Annotated in this window: 19 protein-coding genes; 5 read left to right on the forward strand and 14 right to left on the reverse strand. The window is 57.1% G+C overall.

Annotated features, from left to right (window positions below):
- Window positions 1-189: 189 nt before the first annotated feature.
- Both GZH91_RS17055 and cyaY read right to left on the reverse strand, forming a co-directional pair.
- Window positions 190-774, reverse strand: a complete 585-nt coding sequence (locus tag GZH91_RS17055) for a MarR family winged helix-turn-helix transcriptional regulator (protein ID WP_147073803.1) — start codon at window positions 772-774, stop codon at window positions 190-192.
- Between the two features lie 36 nt (window positions 775-810).
- Window positions 811-1,128, reverse strand: coding sequence for an iron donor protein CyaY (gene cyaY, locus GZH91_RS17060; RefSeq protein WP_147073805.1), 318 nt, complete (start codon window positions 1,126-1,128; stop codon window positions 811-813).
- 58 nt (window positions 1,129-1,186) lie between these two features.
- Here cyaY and lptM point away from each other — a divergent pair, with 58 nt between their 5' ends.
- Entirely contained in the window at window positions 1,187-1,312 is a 126-nt protein-coding gene (gene lptM, locus GZH91_RS18485) for an LPS translocon maturation chaperone LptM (protein ID WP_147073807.1), read from the forward strand.
- Window positions 1,309-2,559 carry a diaminopimelate decarboxylase gene (gene lysA / locus GZH91_RS17070; protein WP_147073809.1) on the forward strand — a complete coding sequence of 417 codons (1,251 nt, stop codon included), beginning with the start codon at window positions 1,309-1,311 and terminating at the stop codon, window positions 2,557-2,559. The genes lptM and lysA overlap by 4 nt, the downstream gene beginning before the upstream one ends.
- On the opposite strand, the gene GZH91_RS17075 is transcribed toward lysA, so the two are convergent.
- From GZH91_RS17075 to GZH91_RS17090, 4 genes are all read right to left on the reverse strand, one after another.
- Window positions 2,474-3,286, reverse strand: coding sequence for a hypothetical protein (locus GZH91_RS17075; RefSeq protein ID WP_161984316.1), 813 nt, complete (start codon window positions 3,284-3,286; stop codon window positions 2,474-2,476). The two genes, lysA and GZH91_RS17075, sit on opposite strands and share 86 nt — an antisense overlap.
- 78 nt (window positions 3,287-3,364) lie before the next feature.
- A complete protein-coding gene (locus GZH91_RS17080; RefSeq protein ID WP_147073811.1) occupies window positions 3,365-4,015 on the reverse strand; it encodes a protein-methionine-sulfoxide reductase heme-binding subunit MsrQ in 651 nt (216 codons plus the stop codon).
- A 13-nt stretch (window positions 4,016-4,028) separates the two neighbouring features.
- Window positions 4,029-4,961, reverse strand: a complete 933-nt coding sequence (gene msrP, locus GZH91_RS17085) for a protein-methionine-sulfoxide reductase catalytic subunit MsrP (RefSeq protein WP_147073813.1) — start codon at window positions 4,959-4,961, stop codon at window positions 4,029-4,031.
- 161 nt (window positions 4,962-5,122) lie between these two features.
- Window positions 5,123-5,509: an EAL domain-containing protein gene (locus tag GZH91_RS17090; RefSeq protein ID WP_198415344.1), complete on the reverse strand. Its 387-nt coding sequence runs from the start codon at window positions 5,507-5,509 to the stop codon at window positions 5,123-5,125.
- Between the two features lie 376 nt (window positions 5,510-5,885).
- On the opposite strand from GZH91_RS17090, the gene GZH91_RS17100 reads away from it, so the two are divergent.
- Both GZH91_RS17100 and trxA read left to right on the forward strand, forming a co-directional pair.
- Complete coding sequence (locus GZH91_RS17100; RefSeq protein ID WP_147073815.1) at window positions 5,886-6,149, forward strand: hypothetical protein; 264 nt, start codon at window positions 5,886-5,888, stop codon at window positions 6,147-6,149.
- Between the two features lie 110 nt (window positions 6,150-6,259).
- Window positions 6,260-6,631: a thioredoxin gene (gene trxA, locus GZH91_RS17105; protein WP_147073817.1), complete on the forward strand. Its 372-nt coding sequence runs from the start codon at window positions 6,260-6,262 to the stop codon at window positions 6,629-6,631.
- A gap of 130 nt (window positions 6,632-6,761) precedes the next feature.
- Here the strand turns inward: trxA and GZH91_RS17110 are convergent, their stop codons facing one another.
- The 7 genes from GZH91_RS17110 to GZH91_RS17140 all read right to left on the reverse strand — a co-directional run bounded on the left by GZH91_RS17110 (window position 6,762) and on the right by GZH91_RS17140 (window position 13,529).
- Window positions 6,762-8,423: a bifunctional aminoglycoside phosphotransferase/ATP-binding protein gene (locus GZH91_RS17110; RefSeq protein ID WP_232522195.1), complete on the reverse strand. Its 1,662-nt coding sequence runs from the start codon at window positions 8,421-8,423 to the stop codon at window positions 6,762-6,764.
- 313 nt (window positions 8,424-8,736) lie between these two features.
- Complete coding sequence (locus GZH91_RS17115; RefSeq protein WP_147073821.1) at window positions 8,737-9,138, reverse strand: HPF/RaiA family ribosome-associated protein; 402 nt, start codon at window positions 9,136-9,138, stop codon at window positions 8,737-8,739.
- 107 nt (window positions 9,139-9,245) lie between these two features.
- Window positions 9,246-10,391 (reverse strand): FAD-dependent oxidoreductase, encoded by a 1,146-nt coding sequence (locus tag GZH91_RS17120; RefSeq protein ID WP_147073823.1) that lies wholly within the window; start codon window positions 10,389-10,391, stop codon window positions 9,246-9,248.
- 179 nt (window positions 10,392-10,570) lie between these two features.
- Window positions 10,571-10,735: a rubredoxin gene (locus GZH91_RS17125; protein ID WP_147073825.1), complete on the reverse strand. Its 165-nt coding sequence runs from the start codon at window positions 10,733-10,735 to the stop codon at window positions 10,571-10,573.
- A 40-nt stretch (window positions 10,736-10,775) separates the two neighbouring features.
- Window positions 10,776-11,249 carry a rubrerythrin family protein gene (locus tag GZH91_RS17130; RefSeq protein ID WP_147073827.1) on the reverse strand — a complete coding sequence of 158 codons (474 nt, stop codon included), beginning with the start codon at window positions 11,247-11,249 and terminating at the stop codon, window positions 10,776-10,778.
- A 134-nt stretch (window positions 11,250-11,383) separates the two neighbouring features.
- Window positions 11,384-12,328: a hydrogen peroxide-inducible genes activator gene (locus GZH91_RS17135; protein ID WP_147073829.1), complete on the reverse strand. Its 945-nt coding sequence runs from the start codon at window positions 12,326-12,328 to the stop codon at window positions 11,384-11,386.
- A gap of 187 nt (window positions 12,329-12,515) precedes the next feature.
- On the reverse strand, window positions 12,516-13,529 hold the full coding sequence (locus GZH91_RS17140; RefSeq protein ID WP_161984318.1) for an IS30 family transposase: 1,014 nt from the start codon (window positions 13,527-13,529) through the stop codon (window positions 12,516-12,518).
- Between the two features lie 684 nt (window positions 13,530-14,213).
- On the opposite strand from GZH91_RS17140, the gene GZH91_RS17145 reads away from it, so the two are divergent.
- A complete protein-coding gene (locus tag GZH91_RS17145; protein ID WP_147073833.1) occupies window positions 14,214-14,897 on the forward strand; it encodes an OmpA family protein in 684 nt (227 codons plus the stop codon).
- Between the two features lie 168 nt (window positions 14,898-15,065).
- Here the strand turns inward: GZH91_RS17145 and GZH91_RS17150 are convergent, their stop codons facing one another.
- The gene (locus GZH91_RS17150; RefSeq protein WP_147073835.1) at window positions 15,066-15,362 is read right to left on the reverse strand and encodes a hypothetical protein; all 297 of its coding nucleotides are present in this window, start codon (window positions 15,360-15,362) and stop codon (window positions 15,066-15,068) included.
- Window positions 15,363-15,375 lie beyond the last annotated feature (13 nt).

Here is a 15,375-nt window from a genome sequence, read left to right on the forward strand (position 1 = left end):
CGCGCCCACGCGCCGCAAACGAAGGCAGGCGAAACCTGCCCAAACGGGTAAAGCGCTTGTCCAGGGAGAACCCCGGGCCACCAAAGAAAGCAACAGCTATTGAGATCGGTACCGACGCGAAAATAAATCTTTGGAATCGCGATAAAGGGAGGATCGTCCGTGGCTCGCGCGGTTTTTAGCTGCCGCCGTTCAACGCCGCGGCTTCTGCCTGGGCTGATGCTCGCGGCAAATCATCCGCGTATCAGGCAAACTCAGTTTTTCCCCAGTCAACCCACAGCGGTAGCTGCGTGGGCCTTCATGCAGGTTGAGCTGACAGGTGTTGCACACGCCAAAGCTGCGGTTGCCTGCGCCGAGCTGCAGGGCGAGCAGCAATTCCTTGAGTACGGCAAGAGCGATTTTGCTGCGCTGCGGGGCGATGCAGGTGACAGCCTGTGTCCACTCCGGCAGTAGCTGAATTGCTTTTAACAGTTGCGCGCCGGATTCGGTGAGCGCGAGGCGCACCAGGCGTTTGTCGCTGGCATCGCCCTGGCGCTCTATCAACCCGCGCCGGTGTAGTAACATCAGGCTTTGCGACACCGTGCCTTTGGTAAGGCCGAGATATTCGGTTAGGGCTTGCGGGGTGTTGCTGTATCGGTTAGCAATGGAGAGGTAGATCAGCGCCTGCAGGTGCACGGGCTGCAGGCTATGCTGGCTGCCTGCGCCGCGTAGATTGACGCGTACCAGGTTGCCCAGGCGGTCGATCAGCTCGAAAAATTGTGCGGCGCTTTTGTCCATGGCAGAATAGTATCGCCGCCATACTTCTTTTACAAATTAATCAAAGCGGATATCACCACCGCCTTGCTGGGCGATCAGGCTGGTGAGCGTCTGCATCAACTCGCTACCGTCACGGGTATTGCGCCAGGCATTGTCCTGCCAGCGGTAGTGAAAGCCGCCCGATTTGGCGGCAACCCAGATTTCCTGGTTTGCTCCCTGGCGGTTGATAATGATTTTGCTGCCGTTGTCGAATTCGATTTCCAGCACACCACCGGCGGCCAGTTCGTAATCCAGGTCGTTACCCGCATGCTCCAGTACTGATTCGATATGGGCAAAGGCGGCGTCGGCCAGCTGACGGTATTCAGTTTCGGTCATGGTAAAATGCGCTACGTAAATTATGAACAGGCGTTCCCGCCCACCTTGAAAGGCTCCCATGCCTCACCGCACCTTATCCTATTGCGCGGCCTGTTTGTTGCTGCTGATGCTGTCAGCGTGCGGCACTAAAGGCGCTTTATATCTTCCCGAAAAACCTGCGCCTGCGCAACCCGCCGCTAAATGAACCCTCTCTCGCTGCAACACAATCATCTCCATATTGAGTCCGCTGACCTGGTAGCCATTGCCGATACCTACGCCACACCCTGTTATGTGTATTCACACACGGCGCTGACACAGGCATTCCAGGCTTTCGACCAGGCGCTGCATGGCCGCAACCATCTGATCTGCTATGCGATGAAGGCCAATTCCAATCTCGCCATTCTGCGCCTGTTTGCCAGTCTGGGGGCCGGATTTGATATTGTCTCGGGAGGAGAACTGCAGCGCGTCCTGGCAGCGGGAGGCGATCCTGGCAAGGTGGTATTTTCCGGCGTGGGCAAGACGACGGCTGAAATGCGTCTGGCGCTGGACTGCGGGATTCTGTGTTTCAACGTGGAATCCGAAGCCGAGTTGCACCGCCTCAATGAGACAGCCGGCCAGATGGGCAAGATTGCACCTGTAAGTTTGCGCGTCAATCCGGACGTGGATGCCAATACCCACCCGTATATTTCCACCGGTCTCAAAGGCAGCAAGTTTGGCGTGGCGCACGAAGATGCGCTGCGTCTGTATCGATTGGCAGCATCATTGCCGCACTTGAAAATCGAAGGCATTGATTGCCATATTGGCTCCCAGCTCACCGAAACGCGCCCGTTTGCAGATGCCCTGGATCGTGTGCTGACGCTGGTGGATGCACTGGAAGCGGAAGGTATTGTGCTGCATCACCTCGACCTCGGCGGCGGTCTCGGCATCCGCTATCAGGATGAAACGCCGCCGCCAGTAGCCGAATATATCAGTGCTCTGCTCGTCAAGCTGCAAGGCCGTGCACACACCATTCTGCTGGAACCGGGGCGCGCATTGGTCGGCAATGGCGGTTTGCTGTTGACGCGCGTGGAATACATCAAGCGCGGCACAGAAAAAAACTTCGCCATTGTCGATGCGGCAATGAACGACCTGATGCGCCCTGCCCTATATGACGCGCACCATGACATCGTGCCAGTCGTGCCGCGTGCAGGTAACGGCGAGGTGTACGAGATTGTCGGCCCGGTGTGCGAGAGCGGCGATTTCCTCGGCCATGAGCGCCGTCTCGATCTGCGCCAGGGCGACCTGCTCGCCATCCTTTCCGCCGGAGCTTATGGCATGTCGATGAGCTCCAACTACAATACACGAGCGCGGGCCGCCGAGGTTATGGTCAGGGGACAAGACAGCTTTCTGATCCGCGAACGCGAACCAATCGAACATTTGTTTGCGCTGGAACACACCTTACCCAGATTGTAGCGAACCGATATTGTTTTGATTCGATACAATATTCACAAAAAATATTTTCAAAATCTGCTCCCCATATTGCGCATTTAAAAAAAATCTGTTCTAGAATTAGCGGCACCAAGCGGAGAAGCGCGATCATCAACCCTTTGCAGTGTTTTTTTCGGGAGTTGAGAGCCGGATAAATCGTAGATGCCCAACGTCTTGGAAGTGCATTTGCAAAACTCTGCACGAAGTGGCAACTCAGTTGTTTAACTTTTAGAGGAGATATAGTGATGGCAACAACTGCAAAGAGCAGTACCAAACCCGCAGCCAAGAAGGCAGCACCCGCCAAAGCGGCAGCAAAGCCAGTGGCGAAAAAGGCAGCCGCCAAACCAGCTGCGAAAGCAGCCGTCAAGGCAGCGACAAAACCGGCGGTAAAAAAAATTGCGGCCAAACCTGCGGCTAGCAAAGCAGTGGCAAAGCCGGTTGTGAAAAAGGCAGCAGCAAAGCCGGCAGCAAAAGCAAAGGCCCCCGTCAAACCAGTGGCAAAGAAACCAGCTGCCAAGCCGGCAGTGAAAAAAGCCGCGGCAAAACCCGTTACGAAAGCGGCCGCGAGCAAAACTGCAGCCAAACCTGCGGCGAAAAAACCGCTGGCAAAGGCCGCAGCGAAGCCCGCTGCAAAGGCTGCGGCAAAACCTGCCGCGAAAAAAGTCGTCGCCAAGAAGCCTGTGGTCAAAGCCGCCACGGCGATGGCACCCATGGCACCGAAACCGCTCGGCCCCACGGGTTCCTGAGCCCAGCAGCAAAAAACGGGCGGGGATTTTTTCCCCGCCTTTCTTTATTCTAGCTCCGCCTTATGTCCTGGCATGACCACCGGTATGCCGACCCGTGCTTTAAATATCAGCCGGATTCCCAACAATGCCGCCAGTACCAGTGCATATATCAGCGGCTGGGTAATGTCTTTTTTCACCAGCCACCAGTAATGCACAACCCCAAGCACTGCTATCGTGTATACCAGACGATGCAGTCTTTGCCAGTTTCTCCCGCCCAGCCGTTTCATCATGGCAGTGGTAGACGTTGCTGCGAGCGGAATCAACAACACAAAGGCGAGGAATCCCACCGTGATGAACGGCCGCTTGATTACATCCTTCACAACCGCCTGCATGTCGAAAAACTGATCCAGCCAGATGTAAGTAGTGAAATGCAGACAGGCGTAAAAAAAGGCAAACAGGCCCAGCATCCGGCGCAGCCGGATTAGCCAGTTCCAGCCGGAAAATTTACGTAGCGGCGTGATGGCAAGCGTGACCAGCAGACCGATTAGCGTCCAGGTTCCGGTAGCGTAGGTGATGAATTCTATCGGATTGGCACCCAGCCCATCATTGATCCCCAGCCATACCAGCCGCGCCAGCGGGACAAGCGCAGCAACAAACAACGCCGCCTTGGCGATACCAGTCTGCCGCAGCGAAAGGCTGTGCAATGCGTTCCACATACAGCCGCACTTCCTAAAAATTCTTGCGTAAATCCATGCCCTGATACAGCTGGGCAACCTGGTCACCGTAGCCATTGAACATTTCGGTCTTGCGCTTGAAAAATTCGCCGATGCGGCGCTCCCTGGCCTGACTCCAGCGCGGATGATCCACCTGCGGATTGACGTTGGAATAGAACCCGTATTCACTGGGTGCCGCACGTCCCCAGGCAGTTTTCGGCTGCTGTTCGACGAAGCGGATGCGTACAATGGACTTGGCGCTTTTGAAACCATATTTCCACGGCACGACCACGCGTATCGGCGCGCCATTCTGACTGGGCAGGGTTTGCCCATACAGGCCCACAGCAAGAATGGTCAGCGGGTGCATGGCTTCATCCAGACGCAAGCCTTCGGTGTACGGCCAGTCCAGCACACCGGAACGCTGGCCGGGCATCTGCGCCGGGTCGTGCAGGGTGGTGAACTCGACATATCTGGCGTTGCCGGTAGGTTCCACCTGACGAATCAGGCTGGCCAGCGGGAAGCCTTCCCAGGGGATCACCATGGACCACCCCTCTACACAGCGCAGGCGGTAGATACGCTCCTCAACCGGAAATGCCTTTAGCAGGGCATCGATGTCCCATACCCTGGGGCGCTTGACCGCACCTTCCACCGAAACTGTCCACGGCCGCGTGCGCAGGGTATGGGCATTTTCAGCAGGGTCGGATTTATCCGTGCCGAATTCGTAATAGTTGTTGTAAGTGGTGACATCCTTGTACGGCGTTTCTTCCTCGCTGGTGCTGTAGCGGCTTTTCACCATGCCAGTCAGTCGGGTGGTGGCTTGTGCCATGCCGGGCAGCAATAGTCCGGCCGCCAGGGCCGATCCGGCGCGCATGAAATCACGGCGTTGCAGATAAATTTCTTGCGGCGTAACGTCTGCGGTTTGCAATTCGCCGGGCTTCTTGATCAACATAGGATATTCCTCGCACTGGGGATGGCATGGCTCGTCACTTCAATAAGATAGTTTGCCGCGTTGTGAGTTCACTGCATTAACCGTCAACGTAGCCAACCATTACCCTGCTTGGTCGCAGTTCCCGGCAAAACCTTACAGTGTGCTCCAGTTTATTTAGCATTCTATGCGAGCTGCTGTTTGCGTATACGCAATTCTGCCGGCGTTGAAACATTGCTGGTTTCTTCCAGCGGAATCGGTTCGCTGACGCCATACCCCTGTGCGTAGCCCACGCCAATTTCACGCAGTTTCTCCAAGATCGCGGTACTTTCGGCGTATTCCGCCACGGTCTGGATTCCCATCATGCTGACCACTCGTGTGATTGCCTCGGTCATCGCCAGGCTGACTTTGTCGTTGAGGATATTTTTCACAAACTCGCCGTCGATTTTCACACAGTCCACCGGCAAGTTCCTGGGATAGAAAAACGAGCTCATGCCCATGCCAAAATCGTCCCCGCCCAGCCGCGCCAACGTTTCATCTGAGTGCAGCAGCGATTTGAGCAGCTCAGTCACCTGCGCAGCAATTCATCCCCCGCAGCGTGACAGCAGGTATCGTTTATCACCTTGAACTGATCCAGATGCAGGGTATTCCGTTGTCTCACCCTGCAGCAACACCAGCGCAGCTGCGACACGATTGTCCCAGTCCTGCACCGGCGCTACGCAATGCCCTCCATTGCGTCAGTGCGTAGCAGCATGGCACTTGCGCCTGTGAGAACCTGAATTAAACGTCAGCTTCTCAACGGCGTTGTCGATTTTCCGTGTAAATTCCTCCCCCATCTGCTGTCATCACCGCGTCAGGTACCCCTGTTTTAATGGTTGTTGTCCCCGGCCCATGCATGGCACGCATCATGCGACAGAGGGGTAAACTTATTGAGCAGGAGACAGCATCGTGATAGCACTGGACAGCAGGCAAGCGGTTATCGTCAGCGTATCCGAGCAGCCGACCGGCGAAGATCGCGTGGTCATCACCCTGACTCCGGACAACTGCGTTTTGGCACTCACGGCGCAACAGGCGCGCGCGCTGTCCACGCAGATCATTCAGGCCGTGCAGCGAGTGGAAGTCAAAACCAGTCTCGCCCAGCCCAGACAGGCAATGCATCGCACCCAGAACCATCCCACCAAAAATCCGGGCAATACCCTGCTGGTCAAATAGCCGGCACACTGTGACGAGAACAGCACGAACATGCTAAGATTTGACGGAACGTGTTGCATGGGCTTGCCGTAGCAATTGCGCTTTATCTTTCACCGCCGTTTGGAGCTCGCATGGCCACCCTCGACCTTACCCAGGAAAACTTCGAATCCACCGTCCTGGAAAACGATTTCGTCATTGTTGATTTCTGGGCGCCCTGGTGCGGCCCCTGCCGTGCCTTCGCGCCGATCTACGATCAGGTTTCGGAAAATCACCTCGATATCATCTTCGCCAAAGTGAATACCGAAGCCGAGCAGGCAATCGCAGGCAGTTTCCAGATTCGCTCCATTCCAACCTTGATGGTGTTCCGCGAAAAAGTCATCATCTACTCGCAACCCGGCTCCCTGCCCGCTTCTGCGCTGGAAGACCTGATAGTCAAAGTACGTGAACTGGACATGGCGCAGGTACACAAGGAAATCGCCGAGGAACAAGCCGGCCATGCCTGAGCCGTCATAATTTGAAATGGGTCACGGGGTCACTGAACAGGCTTTTTCAGTGGGTCTCCCTGAGTCCTGCAGCACCCTGTCTTTCCTGCTGCATCGCAGCTGAACAGATTTTCTCTGCGCTGTAACCAGACTACAGATCACCTTTGAACGCAGCCTCTCGCAGCATGGCGATTCTGCGCGCCAGGCGCTGCCAGATGCGGCGCAAGCGCTGAGGGTCTAGCGCACGCTCGGTATTGAGGCGCATTGCCCAGCGCCGCTCGTCTGCGCCCAGCGGCTGGCGGGTTTCGAGCTGGCGTTCGAGTACAGCGAGGCCCGCCTCGGAAGCGTCCGTACCGAGGCGTTCCCGCGCCTGTACCCGCAGGCGCAGGGTGGATACGCTGGCGCGGTAGTCAACGATGACGAAGGGCACGCCAAGTGCCTGCGCCAACGCGTGGAATTGATCGCGCTGCCAGCGGGCAATGAAGGTGGCATCCGCGATTACCGGGAATCCTGCCGCTATAACAGGCCATGCCAGTTCTGCCAGGCGCTGGTAAGTGGCGCGCGTGCTGGCGCGGGAATACAGGCCGCCCTCCACCCCGGAACCGGTGCGCGCATCGGCACGCAGGTAGTGCAGGCGCTTGCGCTCCACGTCGGAGCGAATACACACGGCGCCCAGGGTTTCCAGCATGGACTGGGAGAACACGGTCTTGCCGCTGCCGGACAGGCCATGATTGATGATGAGCGCTGGCTGATCCGGTTTGAAAAACGCCAGTGCCAGCTTCAAATGACGCAGGCAGTCGCGTAGCGCACGGGCTTTTTCGGCTTTGCCCACGTCCGGCTGGCGCGCACGCATGCCGTTCACCTTGGCGCGCACCATAGCACGGTAAGCGAGATAAAACCGCAGTACCGCCAGCCCGGCGTAGTCACCGCTGCGGGCGAGATACGCATTGAGAAAGCGGAATGCCAACGGCGTGTGGTTGCGGACGACAAGGTCCATGACCAGAAACGCAAGCTCGCTCATCACGTCAATCCAGCGCAGGTTGGGGTTGAACTCGATGCAGTCGAACACAATGATGCGCCCATCCACCAGCGCAATGTTTCCCAGATGCAGGTCACCGTGGCACTCGCGCACCCATCCCGTCCGCCGACGCACGGCAAAGGTTTGCTGGAGCTGTGCATAGGCGGATTCGGCAGCAGCCCGAACCGCCTCCAGCTGCGCCTGCAGATCGGGGCGCATGAGTAGCGGGCGCAGCTGGTCAAAGTTCTGGCGTACCGGGGTCATGATATTTTCCGGCGATCCATACTGGCTGCCCTGGCTCGCCGCCGGCAGGCGGGTGTGGAAATCCGCAATCAGCGCCGCCAGGCCATCCATATGCGCCGCGGTCAGTTCACCGCGCGCCAACATCCCGTCGAACAGCCCCTCCTGGCCAAAGCGGCGCATTCTCACCGCGTATTCGATAGCCGGCTCAATGCCCATATGCGGGGCGTCAACGCTGCCGCCGATGGGGACCACGTCGAGATAGATGTCCGGCGCCAACCGGCGGTTGAGGCGCAACTCTTCGGCGCAGCAGAAACGACGCCGGTTCAGGGTGGAGAAATCGAGAAAGCCCAGATCCAGGGGTTTCTTGATTTTGTAGGCATAGTCGCCTACCAGCAGCACGTGAGAGATGTGGGTTTCCAGCGCCTGCATATTGACAGCGGAATGCGAATAACACGCGGGTTCTCGCAATGACGCCACCAATCGCGTCTGCGCTGCGGGCGTCAGTTCGGGAAGATGGGGCGCGGCTGGTGCGGGCATCGGCGATGGATTCAACCTAGAAACCGTAGCTGGACGCGCCTGATGGTGCGTCTGGGCGTGTGGCTGCCGCGAAGCAACGAGGCAGCAGGCCGCGGCCTGCAACGAGGCGCGACAAAGGCAGGCGCGCGACCGGACGTACCGGCGGGTGCGTAGCAATGTCACCCAGAAGGTGAATGCGAACGAAGGCAGAACACTCAGTATTCATGCGGCTCTCATGAGGGAAATGAGCGATCAACTACGGTTTTTAGGTTCAATACATGGGTTCGTGGCGAGCGGCCCAGCATCCTCCCGGGAGACGGAATTAGCAGCAATTCGTATCGTGCACGCGCTATCGGGCAGCCGGGATCTCGGTACCTTGCGGGGCGTCCTCTGCACTGGGCGGCTCGGTTTCGCCGGGCCGCTTTTCGTGGGTCTTCACATCGCCGCGCTGGCGTCGGCCATAATCCTCCAGCTTGCGTTTGGCCGCCTCAAAGGCATCGCGCAGGGCAACGTAAACATCTTCGCTTTGATCATGGTTAATAACGATCTCGCTACCTGGCACTGTGAGATCAATGCGCACGTTGAATTGCTTGCCCTTGTGCTTATGTTTGTGGGGCATCTCCACCACCACGCGGCAGCCCATCAGGGGCGGGTAAAACCGTTCGAGTTTGGCGGCCTTTTCACGGATGTGGCTGTCCAAAGCCTCGGAAGCCGGCATGTCGCGTACAGTAATTTGCAGGGGTATTTGCATGACTGGTCCTTGTTGGCTGGCTGAACGTGCGTGCGCGTCACGCTATTCATCATAGACGTGGAGTAGCCACCCTGACAGTCATAAAAATCAGTCTGGCGGCAACCCGCTCAGGGCATCAGTGCTGGCAGCCGTTTGGCCAACGCCTGACGCTGGCCGGCCTGTTTTCCGGTCAATGCGAAGCCAAGCAAGCCTTGTTGATCATCCTGATACAGGGCGCACACTCCTTCTTCCCCACAAGCCACCTGCCAGCTTCCTGCCAGGCCTTCCGCAACAGTGGCAACCGCCACCGGGCATGCCGGCGTTTTCACCATCACCGGCATGGCGGGATACACCACCTCTGTCGGCGTGCCTGCGAGCGTGGCAGCCAACGCTCGCGCCTGCGCCATGAGCGGCATGACATAAGGTAACACGTGGCCCGCCACCTCGGCACAATCACCCAGTGCATACACACCAGCGGCGCTGGTCTCGAGTAAGCGGTTGACCTGAATTCCGCGTGCCGCGCGGATGCCGGCCGCTTGCGCCAGCGTCACGCGTGGGCGCAGGCCGATTGCGGCAAGCACAGCGTCGGCGGCGATTATCACACCATCATCCAGGGTTACCGCATAACCCGCCGCCGCATGATTGACTGCCGTGGCGGTATGCCCAAGATGCCAGGTCACCCCCACCCCGGCCAACCCACGCTGCAAATCCTGCGCGGCGGCCTCGGGGAGCAGCCGATCCAGCGGGTGCAGGGCCGGGTGCACGATATCCACCTGGTGGCCTGCGTGCGACAAGTCATTGGCAAATTCACAGCCGATCAGTCCGCCGCCCAGAATCGTCACGCGTCTGGCGCCAGCCATACGCTCACGAAAACGCGCATAGTCCATCAAATCATTGACTGACAACACGCTGTCCGCTGCATTCCCCGCCAGTTGCGGTCGCACCGGATCGGCGCCCAGCGCCAGCACCAGCTTGCTGTATGCGATGACGCGTTGGGCGACGCGCACGCTACGAGCCACCGGATCAATTTCCTCAACCCGGCTAAAGGCCAGCACTTCGGCGTTGAGCTGCTCTGCCATGACCGGGGCAAAGGCGCCTGCCAGCTGGTCGGCGGTTTTACCTTGCGCCAATGCATTGGACAGCAGCGGTTTGCTGTAATAGCGGCCATCATCCGCGGTGATGATGATAAGCGGCACGGCCTTGTCCAGTTTGCGCAACTCGCGTGCCAGCGTGTACCCCGCGAGGCCGCTGCCAATGATGACGATGTGTTCCATTTGTTTTCCTTGTATCTCAAAAACGGCTTTTAACCATGGAAACATAATTGGGATCAATGCGTTGCACAGTCTGCCCCTATCACCCACCGCGCAAAATCCGCGTTCCCGAATCCTTGGCTTTCTCCCGTGCTCCCTGTGGCTAAGCGCTGTTTCCAGGTTAATCGTGACCGGGTGGCGCCCTACACTGCCACCATTTCAAAATCGGCCTTGGCTACGCCGCAGTCGGGGCAAGCCCAGCCCTCGGGTATGTCCTGCCAGCGCGTGCCGGGAGCGATCCCTTCTTCCGGCAAGCCAGCCGCTTCGTCATAGATAAAACCGCACACTACACATGTCCATACTTTCATTATCTTGCTCCTGAATTCAAAAATTGCCTGGCTGAGCACCTTACGCCGTCACTTGCGCGAGCGTGGCACGGTAGTGATTCGCATGCTTTTCTTCCACTTTGGCGAGCGCCGCGAAACGTTTTGCCGCTTTTTCCAGAATCGCCTGGAAGCGCGCTGCGTGTTCCCTTGATTCCGCGATCTGCTCGTCGATTTCCACTATCGCAGCGTGGTTGCCTTCTTCGACTGCCGCATGGCGGAAGCCGGGATACATCTCAGTGTATTCGTAGGTCTCGCCCTCGATCGCCATTTCCAGGCAGCGCGCCGCGGTCATCTCGGTCTTGGGATAGAGCAGATCGAGGTGGCCGAAGGCATGCTGCACTTCCTGCATGGCGGTTTCCTCGAACACCCGGGCAGAGGCCTCGTCTCCCGCAGCGCGGCATATTTTAGCGAAGTACATGTACTTGATATAAGCCATCGATTCGCCTGCAAAGGCAGACTCGATGTTTTTGACTGTGACAGACTCAGGGTATTCCATTTTGCATCTCCTTTTTGGTTGCCAGCCCAGATGTTTCATCGGGGCTGGGCGGGCACTCCCCCCACGCATCGCATGTTACGGAGATACGATAGATTTATCTAATTGATTATTGTAATTTAATAGATATTAAAATTCTATCGGATGATGGTCGAAGACTTATATTCCTTTATGCAGGGCAAATCGCTTAACAGCACCGCCTGGCGCACCACCTCCAGCGCCTCCGGGCGGGTAAAGCTTTTGCGCCAGGCCAGTGCTACCGGCCGGTCCGGCGCGGGGTCGGAAAACGGCCGGAACACCAGCAGCCCCTGCTCAGTTGCCCCAGTCGGTACCGCCGTGCACGGCATCACGGTAATCCCCGCCCCGGAAGCCACCATATGGCGTATGGTTTCCAGACTGCTCGATTCCAGAGTCTTCTGCATGCTGCCCGGTGTAGCCGCAGTGCGATTGAGTGCCGGGCATACCTTCAGCACCTGATCGCGGAAGCAGTGCCCCGAGCCCAGCAGCAGCAGGCTCTCCTGGATCAGCTCGTTAGCATTTATGGTGGACTTCGCGCACCATGCATGCCCCGCCGGCAGCGCCACCTGAAACGGTTCCGTGTAGAGCATCAGGGTATCAATACCCGGCTCGTCGAACGGCAGCGAAATAATGATCGCATCCAGCTCGCCCCGCCTGAGCTTCTCCGCCAGCCTGGCGGTAAAGTTCTCTTCCAGCAGTAGCGGCATGTGCGGTGCCAGCGCGTGCAGCTGCGGGATCAACTGCGGCAACAGGTACGGCGCAATGGTATAAATCGCGCCCAGCCGCAACGGCCCCACCAGCGGGTCCTTGCTCTGCTGCGCCAGCGCCTTGAGATCACCGGCCAGTTCCAGAATATGCGCCGCCTGTTCGACAATCCGTGCACCAACCGGCGTCACCGTCACCTCGCTGTTGCCGCGTTCGAACAGTGCCACACCCAGCTCGTCTTCCAGCTTCTTGATGCCGACGCTAAGCGTGGGCTGGGACACAAAACAAGCCTCCGCCGCGCGGCCAAAATGGCGCGCGCGGTCGACTGCGACGATGTAACGCAATTCAGTGAGAGTCATGCGGAGGAGTGTAACCCAAGCCGATCCGGCATCGAAGTGGCATCGCCAGCCCCACCCTTCCCACACGATCCGGTTCTCGTCAGGCCACCCGAACTGGCGGCAAACCCAAATCGGTTTGTCTCACTATGTGCGATCTCGTACAGAGCTTGGCAGGCACTCGGCATATCGTATCTATTCATGGGCGGATTCAAGCCTGAAGTGCAATCGCGTTATGACGCGAGTGTAGCTTCTTCCAAAAAACCTCGTGAGGTGTTTTGAAGCCGAGGCACTTTCTGGGTCGATGGTTGAGGTAATGCATGGCGATAGAGATGTCCTTTTTGGTAATGGAATCGAAGCGCATTTTCTTTGGGAAGAATTCGCGGATGAGGCCGTTCATGTTCTCGTTGGCGCCCCGTTCCCAGGAGGAATAGGGGTGAGCGAAGAACAAGTCAGCATCAAGTTCCTTGGCGATTCGCTCGTGCTGGGCGAACTCTCTGCAGTTGTCTGTCGTCAGCGTATGGACGCAGGCCGCAAAAGGCGTCAGCAGGGAAATCAGGGTGTCCGAGACGGCCTGCGCGGTCTTGAACGGGACGTGGGCGAACAAAGCGTAGCGAGACGTACGCTCGTTCATTGTGACGAGGGCCTGCTTCTGTCCGGCGCCAATGACCAAGTCCGCCTCCCAGTCACCGAAACGCTTGCGGCTGGCGACGATAGCAGGACGTTTGTCGATCGAGACCTGGTGGGGAATCGTGCCACGTCGATCACGACCTCCATAGCGCTTCTTGCGGAGCTTCTGGCAGCGCAGGGCACGGTGCAGGGTACCACCGGCGCGTTTGTCCGCGTAGATACGTTGGTAGATGGCTTCGTGGCTGACGGTGGGTTGCCCGTTGGCCTTGAAGTAGCCAGAGATCTGCTCTGGACTCCAGGTCTCGGTAAGCCTGGTCTCGACCAAGGACCATGTATCGGCGCAAATGCGAGGGCCGTTCTCACACGCCAGCAGCCGGGCCTGATAGAGCGCATGTGCCTGCTTGGGCCTGTAGCCACGCTCTCCACGATTACGCAACATCTCCCGGCCTATGGTTGATTTGTGACGGTTCATTACTTGGGCAATGTCGCTTCGGTCATGTCCGGTCGGATTTGAACTCGCGGAGCATCTGCTGGAGCTGGTGTTAAAGAAGGGCGGTTTGCAGATATTGTAAAGGATGCGGTGAATAGCGGGCATACCGTACTCATCGCACATGCTGCAACGGAAGCGGAAACCGTGATAGCGCAGGATATGATTTAGGGCTTCCGTATCTGAGACGAGGGATATTCAGTCCGTGTAGGTACACGTATAATTTAGTCGTGGTGCATGCGTTCAACGCCGATCGGGGAAGGTTCGCGTTTGCCGCCCTTTGGATAGGGGGCTCGATGACAGCGCCGCGCCGACTCAAGGGCGCGTTTTCTTCTTGACGCAATACTCGACGCTTGGTAAAAGCTCAGCTATTGTGAGGTGATGAGGGCTTTACTCATGACTCAGGTCGCTGTGAATACTTGCTGGTCAATTAACGTTCAACGCTGCTGCGAAATTGTCAAAGCACAGGTGAATCATCGGCATTTCTGTAACGCATGTAACACTTCGAGATTGAATCCACGGCTGGACAGAGCACAGCTGACCGAATGCCAAGATGGAACCCGGGTGAGGTCACACAATGCCTGGGGTCTACTGCGGTATTTCTATATGTACGATAACGCACAGAGCATTTTGGAGAAGAAAGAGGATAATGATGCAACGGTCACGATTTCGAAGGAGTTTGGTTTAATATTGATTGAATTCACGATGCATGATCGTAGGCAACGGCGGGCGGCGCAGATTTTCTAAAATGGCTTATGCCCATATCATTCAAAATACGCGGGAGAAACAATCATGACTGCAACAAAAAAACTGATTATCGCCAGCATAGCTGCTGCATTATTGCCGAGCATGGCGATGGCGGAAAATTCCACTAACTACGGCTATCTGGTCGATTCGAATGGGAAGGTCGTCAAAAACAACTACGGCGAGTGCTGGCATACCGGCTACTGGACGCCTGCGATGGCGACGTCTGAATGCGACCCTAAACTGGTCAAGAAAGAGGAAACGCCTGAACCTGTGATGGCAGCCCCGGCAGCGCAGCCTGCACCACAACCTCAACCTGCACCGGCAGCAGTTATGCCGCAGAAGGTCACTTTGTCTGCTGATGCGCTGTTCGACTTTGACAAGTCGACGCTGAAACCAGCGGGCAAGACAACGCTGGACGATTTGGTGCGTGATCTCAATGCCGCGAAGTACGATGAAATTCAGGTTACCGGCCATACCGACCGCATCGGCAGTGACGCATACAACCTGAAACTTTCGGAACGCCGCGCGGATTCAGTGAAGGACTATCTGGTAAGCAAGGGTATACCGGCCAACCTTATTAATGCGAAGGGCGTAGGCAAGGCCAATCCAGTTACCAAGCCAGGGGAATGCGCCGGACGGAAGAGCCCGAAAGTCATCGCCTGCCTGCAGCCGGACCGCCGCGTGGAAGTGGAAGTGACTGCTACCAAAGAGCCGGCACCAGCAAATTAATAGTATAAGGATACCTGCTGCTTGGCGCGCCTTTTGCAGCAGGTCATCCGCGGTTTGCATTTGAATTGTTTAGCCAACAGACAATTCAAAATTTTCTATTTGCCGTTTTATCACGGCGATAAAGACAAAGCGCCTTAAGACAACTGCGTGGCCTATTCCAGACTTGCTTTAAATCACAAGGAACACCGCTGTTCCGGCAAAGGTTGCGCGGTTTTCGTTTTCTACGCACAAGGCTGGAGTCGTTGTCCAGGATTGCTTCCCCCTCACCCGCCGGCCACCTTCATTTTCACCCGAAATTTCCTGTAAAAGCAAACACGCCGCCATCTTTCCGCCAGTAGCGGGCAAGGTGATGCGCTCGTGCGCAGCAATAGTTAATTTCGATTGCAGCATTTGAAATAAACAATTGGTTAAATGATGTAGCGTGAGCTTAAATGGAAGCTGTGCAAACGCCCTTAGTGTTTGCATGGAATGTATTCAT

Origin of the sequence: Sulfuriferula plumbiphila (assembly GCF_009938015.1) — a bacterium.
GTDB classification, from domain to species: Bacteria; Pseudomonadota; Gammaproteobacteria; order Burkholderiales; family Sulfuriferulaceae; genus Sulfuriferula; species Sulfuriferula plumbiphila.

What these genes read in the sequence shown, in the direction of transcription:
- GZH91_RS17125 (WP_147073825.1), bottom strand. Translation starts at nt 10,735, where the DNA reads ATGAAAGTATGGACATGTGTAGTGTGCGGTTTTATCTATGACGAAGCG.
- GZH91_RS17115 (WP_147073821.1), bottom strand. Translation starts at nt 9,138, where the DNA reads ATGCAAATACCCCTGCAAATTACTGTACGCGACATGCCGGCTTCCGAG.
- lptM (WP_147073807.1), top strand. Translation starts at nt 1,187, where the DNA reads ATGCCTCACCGCACCTTATCCTATTGCGCGGCCTGTTTGTTGCTGCTG.
- GZH91_RS17130 (WP_147073827.1), bottom strand. Translation starts at nt 11,249, where the DNA reads ATGGAATACCCTGAGTCTGTCACAGTCAAAAACATCGAGTCTGCCTTT.
- GZH91_RS17055 (WP_147073803.1), bottom strand. Translation starts at nt 774, where the DNA reads ATGGACAAAAGCGCCGCACAATTTTTCGAGCTGATCGACCGCCTGGGC.
- GZH91_RS17150 (WP_147073835.1), bottom strand. Translation starts at nt 15,362, where the DNA reads ATGCAAACACTAAGGGCGTTTGCACAGCTTCCATTTAAGCTCACGCTA.
- GZH91_RS17145 (WP_147073833.1), top strand. Translation starts at nt 14,214, where the DNA reads ATGACTGCAACAAAAAAACTGATTATCGCCAGCATAGCTGCTGCATTA.
- cyaY (WP_147073805.1), bottom strand. Translation starts at nt 1,128, where the DNA reads ATGACCGAAACTGAATACCGTCAGCTGGCCGACGCCGCCTTTGCCCAT.
- GZH91_RS17135 (WP_147073829.1), bottom strand. Translation starts at nt 12,328, where the DNA reads ATGACTCTCACTGAATTGCGTTACATCGTCGCAGTCGACCGCGCGCGC.
- msrP (WP_147073813.1), bottom strand. Translation starts at nt 4,961, where the DNA reads ATGTTGATCAAGAAGCCCGGCGAATTGCAAACCGCAGACGTTACGCCG.
- GZH91_RS17140 (WP_161984318.1), bottom strand. Translation starts at nt 13,529, where the DNA reads ATGCCCGCTATTCACCGCATCCTTTACAATATCTGCAAACCGCCCTTC.
- GZH91_RS17120 (WP_147073823.1), bottom strand. Translation starts at nt 10,391, where the DNA reads ATGGAACACATCGTCATCATTGGCAGCGGCCTCGCGGGGTACACGCTG.
- GZH91_RS17080 (WP_147073811.1), bottom strand. Translation starts at nt 4,015, where the DNA reads ATGTGGAACGCATTGCACAGCCTTTCGCTGCGGCAGACTGGTATCGCC.
- trxA (WP_147073817.1), top strand. Translation starts at nt 6,260, where the DNA reads ATGGCCACCCTCGACCTTACCCAGGAAAACTTCGAATCCACCGTCCTG.
- GZH91_RS17075 (WP_161984316.1), bottom strand. Translation starts at nt 3,286, where the DNA reads ATGGGTGCCATCGCCGTGGCGGCTTTGACCACAGGCTTCTTGGCGACG.
- lysA (WP_147073809.1), top strand. Translation starts at nt 1,309, where the DNA reads ATGAACCCTCTCTCGCTGCAACACAATCATCTCCATATTGAGTCCGCT.